We start from the raw sequence: 9,411 nt of genomic DNA, 5'->3' as shown, positions 1-9,411 counted from the left end.
AATGGCATAGGCATGTTAATATCTTGCCTGTATGAAAAATATGCACCGGTCAGCGGGCAAGAGCGGGAACGACATGCTTGAATTTGCAGAAGTGAGCAAATCCTTTTGGACAGGGACGCAGCGCAAGGTCATCCTTGATCGCGCCTCTTTCCGCGTGGAGCTGGGCAATTCTTTGGGGATTCTCGCGCCCAACGGAACCGGCAAGACAACCCTGATCAACATGATGTCCGGCCTTGAAAAACCCGACGAAGGCACAATCCGCCGCGGTTGCCGGATCTCGTTTCCCTTGGGTTTTATGGGGGGCACGGACAGCACCCTGTCGGCTGTGGAAAACAGCCGCTTCATTGCCCGCCTCTACGGTCTGGATCCGGATTATGTCGAAGCATTCTGTCGTTGGCTTTGCGGTCTGGAAGAGTATTTTGACATGCCGCTCGGCACTTATTCATCAGGTATGAAGCAACGTTTCTCTTTTGCGCTGCTTTTGGCGCTGGACTTTGATATCTACCTGATCGACGAAGGGATGCCCGGTGCGACCGATGCGGAATTCAACCGCAAAGCAGGTGAAATCCTGCGGCAAAGATTGGAAAAAGCGACAGTGATTATTGTTTCGCACCAGCCGGCCACATTGGAACGGCTTTGTAAATCCGCAGCTGTGCTCAAAAACGGGCAACTGCATATGTTTGACTCCTTGGAAGAGGCGCGCGTGCTTTATGACTACCAAACCCAGGGTTAAAAAATTCCGGATCCGGCGCAAGACGGATGATGCACAAGGCGAAGAGCCGGGCGTCACAGCAGCCGAAGAAGCGAAGACCCCTTCGCAAGCCGAACAGATTGCCGCGATCAGCAAAGAAGGTCTGACCGGGCGGCAGTTAAGGATGGCGCGGCGCGTTGCCGTGAAAAACGGATTTCAGGCCTCGTCTGATTATGATGCGGTCCGGCAACTGCGTGCGGCCGGGATCGACCCGTTTCAGCGCAGTTCCATACTTGAACTGGTGAAGCCCGATGGCGCCAAGGTGCCGGGCCGCAGCGGACGCATCCAGTTGCCGGACACTGCCCAACAGGACGGCGTTTCCCTGCCTTCCACCGCGAGCGCTGCCGCCATGAACCGCAACGCGTCCGAAATCCTGCAAATCCAGCGCGATATTGCGCGCCGCCGCAAGCGCAAGCTTGCGCTTTTGTTCACGCGGCTTTCGTTCTTTGTGTTTCTGCCGACATTCCTTGTCGGTTGGTATTTCTACAATATCGCGACTCCCATGTATGCCACGAATTCAGAGATCGTCATCCAGCAGGCACAACCACAGAACGGCGGACCGACGGGACTTGCGACGTTGTTTCAGGGCACGTCGATGGCCACGCAACAGGACAGTATTGCGGTGCAATCCTATTTGGCATCGCGCGAAGCGATGCTGCGGCTGGATGCCGATTTCGGGTTCAAGGAACACTTTTCGGACCCGTCGATCGATTCCATCCAACGGCTAGAAGAGAACGCCACCAATGAAGAGGCGTTTGGTCTTTACAGCAACCATGTGAAGATCAGCTACGACCCCACCGAGGGTTTGATCCGCATGGAAGTGATCGCCGCTGATCCGGTCAAAAGCTATGAGTTTTCGCAAGCGCTGATCGGTTACGCCGAAGAACAGGTCGATCAGCTGACCGGGCGACTGCGCGAAGACCAGATGCGCGGTGCGCTGCAAAGCTATGAAGAGGCCGAACAGCGCCGCGCGGAAGCGCTTGCCACATGGCTCGCGATCCAAGAGGACGTGCGCCAGATCGACCCGCAAAGCGAGAGTACGGCCCGTATGGGGCAAATCAGCTCACTTGAGAGCGAAAAACAGCGTCTTGAACTCGTCCTGCAATCGCGCCTGAACGTGGACCGGCCAAGTGAAGTGCAAGTACAGTCCTTGCGTGACCAGATCGCCAATATTGATAATCTGATCGCTGATTTGCGCGACCAGCTTGTCGGCGGCTCTGGCGAAGAGGTCTCCTTGGCGGCACGGAATACAGAATTGCGCACCGCTGAAGAAAACTATGCGTTCCAGACGGCCATGGTGCAGCAGGCACTCACACAAATGGAAACGGCCCGCATTGAAGCGAACCGTCAGGTCCGATATCTGTCGCAAAGCGTGCGGCCGGTCATTCCCGATCAGGCCAGCTATCCACGTGCTTTTGAAAACACGATCCTGGCGTTTTTGATCTTTTCAGGCATCTACCTGATGATCTCGATTACCGCTTCGATCCTCCGCGAACAGGTCAGTTCTTGATGCATAACGTAACTATCGGTGACCTTTCGGTCAGCAATGATAACCCGCTATTGGTGATTGCCGGCCCCTGTCAGCTGGAAAACACCGACCACGCGCAGATGATCGCAGGAAAGATGGCCGAAATCTGTGCCGCCCATGGTGCGCAATTTATCTTCAAAGGCTCCTACGACAAAGCCAACCGCACCTCGCTGAGCGGCAAGCGCGGCCTTGGCATGGATGAAGGCCTGAAGGTCATGCAGTCTGTCAAGGACAGCATCGGCTGCCCTGTTCTGACCGACATCCACAGCCCCGAGCAATGCGCGACGGTTGCCGCGGTATGCGACGTGATGCAGATACCGGCATTCCTGTGCCGCCAGACTGATCTCTTGCTGGCTGCAGGCGAAACCGGTGCGGTGATCAACATCAAGAAGGGTCAGTTCCTCGCACCTTGGGATATGCCCAATGTCGTCTCGAAGATCGAAAGCACAGGCAACAAACGCATCCTGTTGACCGAGCGCGGGTCTTCGTTTGGTTACAACACGCTGGTGGCGGATATGCGGTCTTTGCCGATCATGGCGCGCACCGGCTATCCGGTTGTGATGGATGCGACCCATTCGGTCCAACAGCCTGGTGGCATGGGCGGATCATCCGGCGGCCAACGTGAATTTGCCCCTGTGATGGCGCGGGCCGCAGTGTCTCTGGGGATCGCCGCGGTCTTTATCGAAACGCACGAGGACCCTGACAATGCCCCGTCGGATGGACCAAACATGATCCCGCTGGATCAAATGGACAGCGTGATCAAAAGCCTGATGGCGTTTGACGCGCTGGCCAAGGCGGACCCTCTGCGCGTGTGACAGGGCGATTTTCCTTGCTATAAGAGCACATTGTTAGTCGGAATAATCACATGCGCCTCTTCCTCCTTTTCGTCCTGTTTTTTGCTGTGGCGCTCCCTGCTGCGGCGCAAGAGGCCAGCGGTACGATTGCCACCGAGACCTCTGCCCAGCAGGACGCGGCCATCGCCCAGCGCATCCGCGAAATCCTTGGCGAATTGGGAAACTATGAAGACGTGACCGTCACGGTCAGCGAAGGTGTGGTGACACTGCGCGGCACAACCACCTCGACCGTTGAGGCGGTTGCTCTTGATCCGCTGGCCGCGCGTGTTGCGGGTGTCGTTGCGGTACGTAACCAAGTGACCGAAACAACCGATATCGGCGACAGGCTGAACCCCGCAATCGACCGGTTCAGGGCGCGTCTGGACCAGTTTATTACCTTTATGCCGCTCGCGCTGATCGCTGCCGCGGTCTTTGCGCTTGTGGTGTTTTTTGGCTTTGCACTGGCGCGGATGCGCCAACCGTGGGAACGGCTCGCGCCGAATACCTTTATCGCCGAGATTTACCGCCAGCTTTTGCGGATCGCTTTTGTGATCTTCGGCATCGTCATCGCACTCGATATCCTCAATGCCACAGCACTGCTAAGTACGATTCTGGGGGCTGCTGGGATCATCGGTCTGGCATTGGGCTTTGCGGTGCGTGACACGGTGGAAAACTTTATCGCCTCGGTTATGTTGTCATTCCGCCAACCCTTCCGCCCCAATGACACGGTCGAGATCAATGGCGATACCGGCAAGGTCATCCGCCTGACCAGCCGCGCGACGATTCTTTTGTCCTTTGACGGCAACCACATCCGCATTCCGAATTCGTCTGTCTTCAAAAGCCGGATCATCAATTATACCCAGAACGCCGAGCGTCGGTTCATGTTCTCGATCATCGTTGAACGCGATACCGACCTGCAAGCGGCGCGTGCGATGGTGGAACAGACGGTGCAGGATCTTCCATTCATTCTGGCCGAGCCCGCCGCACAAACCTGGATCGAGGCGTTGCACGCGTCAGGTGTCGAGCTCGTGGTGACTGGCTGGGTTGACCAGAACGAGACATCCATCGTGCGTGCCAAAGGTGAAGCGCTGCGGCAGGTAAAGCTTGCCATACAAGCCGCCGGCATTGTGATTCCCGATGCGACGCAAGCCATTCAACTGACGAGAGAGACCAAAGCGCTCCCACAAGAGCTTCAGGAAAGCACGCAAGTGGAAACTGTCGAGGCCAGCGAAGACGCCGCATTGGACCGGATTGTGGACGCTGAAAGGCAAGAAGAAATCACCGAAGATTTGCTGCGTCAGGACAGCCTGAAAGAATAGCACATTTCTTTGCAAACGGGGCTTGAACCAATCCCGCCTTCGCAGTATCTAGCCCCACGCTGATGGGATGTAGCCAAGTGGTAAGGCAACTGTTTTTGGTACAGTGTACCGTAGGTTCGAATCCTACCATCCCAGCCAGCCTTTCCTCTGATTTGTAGTCCCGCGTGCTTGCAGCCGTTTTTTGGCGTGCTTCTGGGCCCTTCCTGCGAGCGATTTCCGGCAGAAACGCGAACGTGAGCACAAAACTGGCTCATTCTGGCCCGCAGTCTCCGTTTGCGATTACGACGGTACGCGCTTGGCGCAGTGTTGGAGGTACTCGCTTAGGTCTGCGCGCGCGCAGCCCTGAGAATTACGGCATGAGCCAGCAGATCTGCGTTGCGGGAGAGCACGACAAGCGGTCATTCATATCAGCAATCAGCCGCCGTTTGGTGTCGCGTTGTAGAAAACACATAGTCGCGCCCTGTTACCTTTTCGAATCCCATGGTCGTGAACCTTCCAAACAGGCTTCCTGAGATCATTTATCCATTTGACGCGTCTGAGCGATCAAGGTACCGTCAAAGCCATATCTGTTGGGGTGCCCCTATCCGGGCTGAGATGCACATGCTGCAAACCCATTGAACCTGAACCGGTTAGGACCGGCGGAGGGAACAGCTTGCGAACGATGCATCCGTTTTGGGCTACGCTCTCTGCCATCCTGACCCCTGAGCCAAGGGACGACGACATGGCAGCGAGGGCGTTAACGATTGCCGGATCCGACTCTGGTGGCGGGGCTGGTATTCAGGCTGATCTCAAGGCCTTTTCGGCAATGGGTGTTTATGGCGCCTCTGTTGTGACTGCGGTCACCGCACAAAACACCAAAGCTGTGACCGCCATTCATCCGATCCCCGATGACGTCGTTGTCGCACAAATCAAAACCGTTCTGGATGATATCCATATTGACGTGGTCAAGATCGGGATGCTGGGGACACCATCGTTGATTGCTGCGGTGGCGGATGCGCTGGCGGGCTATGACGGGCCGGTTGTGCTTGATCCCGTAATGGTTGCCAAATCAGGTGATACGCTGCTGGCAGATAGCGCGATAGATGCGTTGAAATCCTCACTTTTCGCACGCGCGACCCTGCTGACACCCAACCTGCCTGAAGCAGTAAAGCTGGTCGGCGAGGACAGCACGCAGGCGCAGGCGAACGCCCTTCTGGACCTTGGTGTCGGTGCAGTTTTGATGAAGGGCGGGCATGCAGACGGAGAGACCTGCACCGACCATCTCGTCTCACAAACAGGCACGCAGGCGTTTTCGGCCCCTCGTGTCAACACCCGCAACACCCACGGCACAGGATGTTCCTATTCCTCGGCCATCGCCGCGGGCTTGGCGCAGGGTATGGGGTTGAGCGATGCGGTCTCGCGTGCGCACGCTTGGCTACATAAAGCGATTTTGCATGCCGATGAATTGCACGTCGGGCATGGTCATGGGCCAATTCATCACTTTCACGCGCTTTGGACATGAGCGGCCCCTTTACCATTCTGGGCGGCGGCGTGTGCGGCCTTGCCATGGCGGCAGAACTGTCGTCACGCGCAGCGCAGGTCACGGTTATTGATCCCAAAGGCGCGCCTGGCGATCATGCCTGCTCTTGGTGGGCCGGCGGCATGCTTGCGCCCGATTGCGAAGGGGTAAGTGCAGAGCCCGAGATCGTACGCCAAGGCCGCAAAGCTGCAAAGTGGTGGGAACACCAAGGCGGGGCAGTGCATCACGAAGGCACACTTGTTGTCGCGCTGCATCGCGATCAAAGCGATCTGGCAACCTTTGCACGCCGTGCGCCGAGGGCAACACCGCTGTCCAGAACGCAGATCGCTGACCACGAGCCGCATCTGGCAGACCGCTATTCCAAGGCACTGTTTTTGGCAGATGAGGGGCATCTTGATCCGCGCGCGACGCTGACCTCTCTGCATGCCCGGCTCAGAGAAAGGGGCGTGCGTTTTGACGCGGATATCAATGGTCAGGTGATTGATTGTCGGGGCCTTGCTGCGCGCGACACGCTCACGGATTTGCGCGGCGTGAAAGGCGAGATGCTTGTGGTGCGCTGCCCTGACGTGACACTTTCACGCCCCGTCCGGCTGCTTCATCCGCGGTTCCCACTGTATATCGTGCCGCGCGGTGATGGTATTTTCATGCTGGGTGCCACCCAGATCGAAGCAGGCGAACGCGGGCGCGCGACGCTGCGGTCTGTCATGGAATTGATGAATGCCGCCTATGCCCTGCACCCCGCTTTTGGCGAGGCGGAATTGCTGGAAATTGGCGTTGATGCACGCCCGGCCTTTCCAGACAACCAACCGCGCATTCGGCGGATCGGGGATACAATTTACGTAAATGGCTTGTTTCGGCACGGTTTTCTGCTCGCACCTGCATTGGCGCAAATGACGGCGGATCTGGTGCTGGACGGCAAGATACCGGAGGTTTGGTATGAAGATCATCGTGAACGGTGAGGCGCAAGAGACCCGTGCGCCCACGCTAGCGGCGCTGCTTGGTGAGCTTGGAAAAAGCGAGGCGAAAGTGGCCACTTCGGTCAACGAGGTGTTTGTCCCAAAACATCAGCGCGCAGACCACGTCTTGCATGAAGGGGATCGCGTCGAAGTCGTTGCTCCCCGACAAGGAGGATAGAATGCCTACGTTTTACGGAACCGAAGTCCTATCCCGGCTGATGTTGGGCACCGCACAATACCCTTCGCCTGCGATTCTGGCGGAGGCGTTTCGCCGTTCGGGCGCGGGGATTGCCACGGTCTCTGTGCGGCGCGAGGCAGGCGGCGATGAAGCAGGGCAGGATTTCTGGACGTTGATCCGCGACCTCGGGGTCGCCGTGCTTCCCAACACGGCAAGCTGTTATTCGGTGCGCGAAGCCGTGACCACGGCCCAGATGGCCCGCGAGCTGTTTGACACCAACTGGATCAAGCTTGAGGTCATTGGCCACGCCGATACGCTGCAACCTGATCCTTTCGGTCTGGTCGAAGCGGCGGCGCAACTGACTGAGGACGGGTTCGAGGTTTTTCCCTATTGCACCGAAGATCTGGTGCTGTGCGAGCGGCTGGTTGAAGTTGGCTGCAAGGTTCTGATGCCATGGGGGGCACCCATCGGCACAGGACTGGGGCTGAACAATATCTACGGTTTGCGCAGCCTGCGTGCGCATTTTCCGGACATTCCTCTGGTCGTTGATGCGGGGCTGGGGCTGCCGTCGCATGCGTCCCAGGCGATGGAGCTGGGCTATGACGCGGTCTTATTGAACACCGCCGTTGCAAAGGCGGGCGACCCTGCCGCGATGGCCCATGCGTTTGCTCTAGCGGTAGAGGCGGGCGCGTTGGCCGCCGGCGCCGATCCTATGGACCCCCGCGATATGGCGACCCCCTCCACGCCCGTCTTTGGAAAGGCCATGCTATGACGCTCCCGCGTTTTTACCCCATTTTTGACGATGTGGCATGGCTGCCCCGCATGCTGCCGTTAGGGGTAAAGCTGGTGCAACTGCGCATCAAGGACCAGCCACAAGAGGTGCTGCGCGCTCAACTGAGCGCAGGCCGTGATTTGTGTCGTGCCCACGGTGCATTGCTGGTGGTCAATGATCACTGGCAACTTGCAATCGAGCTGGGTTGCGACTGGGTCCATCTGGGCCAAGAGGACCTTGATGAGGCGGATGTGGCCGCGATCCGTTCTGCCGGTCTCAAGCTTGGTGTCTCGACCCATGACCAGGCGGAACTGGCGCGCGCGTTGGCGTTGAAACCTGACTATGTCGCCCTCGGTCCAATCTATCCGACCATCCTGAAAAAGATGAAATGGCATCAGCAGGGCGTTGAAAAGCTGCGCGTGTGGAAAGACCGTGTAGGTAATATCCCTCTTGTCGCCATTGGCGGGATGAGGACGGACCGTGCACAGGGGGCATTTGAGGCCGGGGCGGACGTTGTCTCGGCCGTTACGGACATCACGCTGCACGACGATCCAGAGGGTCGCGCCAGAGAATGGCTCGAGGTTTGCGGATGAGCCGCTATGCGCGTCAAACTGCGGTGCTGGGAACAGCCGCGCAGGATCACTTGGCGGGGGCATCTGTCCTTGTGATCGGTGCCGGAGGGTTGGCCGCCCCTGTGATGCAATACCTCGTCGGCGCAGGTGTGGGCCATATCCGAATTGCGGATGAAGATGTCATAAGTCTGTCCAACCTGCACCGCCAAACGCTGTTTCGCGAGGCCGACATCGGCTTGCCGAAGGTCGATGTGATCGCGCGCGCGATGACTGCATTGAACACCGGCACCACGATTGAACCTGTTCGCCAGCGCGTCGATCCGGCCAATATTGCAGCGCTTTGCGCGGGCATGGCTTTGATCCTCGATTGTGCTGACAGTTTCGCGCTCAGCTATATCGCGTCCGATCATTGCCTTGCCACAGGCCAATCGCTTGTCAGCGCCAGCGTGGTGGGTCGCGACGGCTATGTTGGTGGCTTTTGTGGCGGCAAACCGGGGCTGCGTGCGGTTTTCCCGGATCTGCCGGATCAGCTGGGGTCATGTGACACAGATGGTGTGTTGGGGCCCAGTGTCGGCGTCATTGGCAGCCTTCAGGCACAAATGGCGATGGCGATCCTGACGGGCGATGCACAAGGCCTCGGCCAGCTTGTGACCTATGATACCGCGACGCTACGGTTCGGCGGGTTCCGATTTGACACGGCGACCGATCCGGTGCCCAACCCCGCTTTTATCGCGCCGCGTGATATCGACGGATCCGATTTTCTGATTGACCTGCGCGCGCGCGATGAGCCGGGACCAGACCTGCCACACGCAAGACGCCATGCCGTTTCCGATTTTGGACCAGATGGCCCCACACCACACGAAAACCAACGCGCCGTTCTGGCCTGTCGATCAGGCCTGCGCGCCTGGCAGGCGGCGGATCGGCTTTCACGACACTGGCAGGGCGAGATCAAACTTCTCGCGCTCGGAGGGTAAGGAGACCCA

Annotated in this window: 10 protein-coding genes, 1 tRNA gene and 1 riboswitch; all 11 genes read left to right on the top strand. The window is 58.3% G+C overall.

The window, feature by feature from the left end:
• Window positions 1-73: 73 nt before the first annotated feature.
• The 11 genes from B0B09_RS00370 to B0B09_RS00320 all read left to right on the top strand — a co-directional run bounded on the left by B0B09_RS00370 (window position 74) and on the right by B0B09_RS00320 (window position 9,402).
• Window positions 74-733 carry an ABC transporter ATP-binding protein gene (locus B0B09_RS00370; protein ID WP_055293280.1) on the top strand — a complete coding sequence of 220 codons (660 nt, stop codon included), beginning with the start codon at window positions 74-76 and terminating at the stop codon, window positions 731-733.
• Entirely contained in the window at window positions 711-2,261 is a 1,551-nt protein-coding gene (locus tag B0B09_RS00365) for a KpsE/RkpR family capsule polysaccharide export protein (RefSeq protein WP_076657892.1), read from the top strand. Before B0B09_RS00370 ends, B0B09_RS00365 begins: the two co-directional genes overlap by 23 nt.
• Window positions 2,261-3,094 (top strand): 3-deoxy-8-phosphooctulonate synthase, encoded by an 834-nt coding sequence (gene kdsA, locus B0B09_RS00360; RefSeq protein ID WP_076657891.1) that lies wholly within the window; start codon window positions 2,261-2,263, stop codon window positions 3,092-3,094. The genes B0B09_RS00365 and kdsA overlap by 1 nt, the downstream gene beginning before the upstream one ends.
• Window positions 3,095-3,144: 50 nt before the next feature.
• Window positions 3,145-4,431: a mechanosensitive ion channel family protein gene (locus B0B09_RS00355; protein WP_055291876.1), complete on the top strand. Its 1,287-nt coding sequence runs from the start codon at window positions 3,145-3,147 to the stop codon at window positions 4,429-4,431.
• 63 nt (window positions 4,432-4,494) lie between these two features.
• A tRNA-Gln gene (locus tag B0B09_RS00350) sits at window positions 4,495-4,569 on the top strand.
• 422 nt (window positions 4,570-4,991) lie between these two features.
• Window positions 4,992-5,095, top strand: a riboswitch (TPP riboswitch).
• A gap of 57 nt (window positions 5,096-5,152) precedes the next feature.
• The gene (gene thiD, locus B0B09_RS00345) at window positions 5,153-5,932 is read left to right on the top strand and encodes a bifunctional hydroxymethylpyrimidine kinase/phosphomethylpyrimidine kinase (RefSeq protein WP_076657890.1); all 780 of its coding nucleotides are present in this window, start codon (window positions 5,153-5,155) and stop codon (window positions 5,930-5,932) included.
• Window positions 5,929-6,909: an FAD-dependent oxidoreductase gene (locus B0B09_RS00340; RefSeq protein WP_076657889.1), complete on the top strand. Its 981-nt coding sequence runs from the start codon at window positions 5,929-5,931 to the stop codon at window positions 6,907-6,909. The genes thiD and B0B09_RS00340 overlap by 4 nt, the downstream gene beginning before the upstream one ends.
• Entirely contained in the window at window positions 6,887-7,084 is a 198-nt protein-coding gene (thiS, locus tag B0B09_RS00335; RefSeq protein WP_076657888.1) for a sulfur carrier protein ThiS, read from the top strand. Before B0B09_RS00340 ends, thiS begins: the two co-directional genes overlap by 23 nt.
• Before the next feature lies 1 nt (window position 7,085).
• On the top strand, window positions 7,086-7,856 hold the full coding sequence (locus tag B0B09_RS00330) for a thiazole synthase (protein ID WP_076657887.1): 771 nt from the start codon (window positions 7,086-7,088) through the stop codon (window positions 7,854-7,856).
• Complete coding sequence (locus tag B0B09_RS00325) at window positions 7,853-8,449, top strand: thiamine phosphate synthase (RefSeq protein ID WP_076657886.1); 597 nt, start codon at window positions 7,853-7,855, stop codon at window positions 8,447-8,449. Before B0B09_RS00330 ends, B0B09_RS00325 begins: the two co-directional genes overlap by 4 nt.
• Window positions 8,446-9,402, top strand: coding sequence for a HesA/MoeB/ThiF family protein (locus B0B09_RS00320; RefSeq protein ID WP_076657885.1), 957 nt, complete (start codon window positions 8,446-8,448; stop codon window positions 9,400-9,402). Before B0B09_RS00325 ends, B0B09_RS00320 begins: the two co-directional genes overlap by 4 nt.
• Window positions 9,403-9,411 lie beyond the last annotated feature (9 nt).

The sequence above is a fragment of the Yoonia rosea genome, assembly GCF_900156505.1.
Classification (GTDB): Bacteria; Pseudomonadota; Alphaproteobacteria; order Rhodobacterales; family Rhodobacteraceae; genus Yoonia; species Yoonia rosea.
This window is presented reverse-complemented; position numbering and strand designations above follow the sequence as displayed.

What these genes read in the sequence shown, in the direction of transcription:
- B0B09_RS00370 (WP_055293280.1), top strand. Translation starts at nt 74, where the DNA reads ATGCTTGAATTTGCAGAAGTGAGCAAATCCTTTTGGACAGGGACGCAG.
- B0B09_RS00365 (WP_076657892.1), top strand. Translation starts at nt 711, where the DNA reads ATGACTACCAAACCCAGGGTTAAAAAATTCCGGATCCGGCGCAAGACG.
- kdsA (WP_076657891.1), top strand. Translation starts at nt 2,261, where the DNA reads ATGCATAACGTAACTATCGGTGACCTTTCGGTCAGCAATGATAACCCG.
- B0B09_RS00355 (WP_055291876.1), top strand. Translation starts at nt 3,145, where the DNA reads ATGCGCCTCTTCCTCCTTTTCGTCCTGTTTTTTGCTGTGGCGCTCCCT.
- thiD (WP_076657890.1), top strand. Translation starts at nt 5,153, where the DNA reads ATGGCAGCGAGGGCGTTAACGATTGCCGGATCCGACTCTGGTGGCGGG.
- B0B09_RS00340 (WP_076657889.1), top strand. Translation starts at nt 5,929, where the DNA reads ATGAGCGGCCCCTTTACCATTCTGGGCGGCGGCGTGTGCGGCCTTGCC.
- thiS (WP_076657888.1), top strand. Translation starts at nt 6,887, where the DNA reads ATGAAGATCATCGTGAACGGTGAGGCGCAAGAGACCCGTGCGCCCACG.
- B0B09_RS00330 (WP_076657887.1), top strand. Translation starts at nt 7,086, where the DNA reads ATGCCTACGTTTTACGGAACCGAAGTCCTATCCCGGCTGATGTTGGGC.
- B0B09_RS00325 (WP_076657886.1), top strand. Translation starts at nt 7,853, where the DNA reads ATGACGCTCCCGCGTTTTTACCCCATTTTTGACGATGTGGCATGGCTG.
- B0B09_RS00320 (WP_076657885.1), top strand. Translation starts at nt 8,446, where the DNA reads ATGAGCCGCTATGCGCGTCAAACTGCGGTGCTGGGAACAGCCGCGCAG.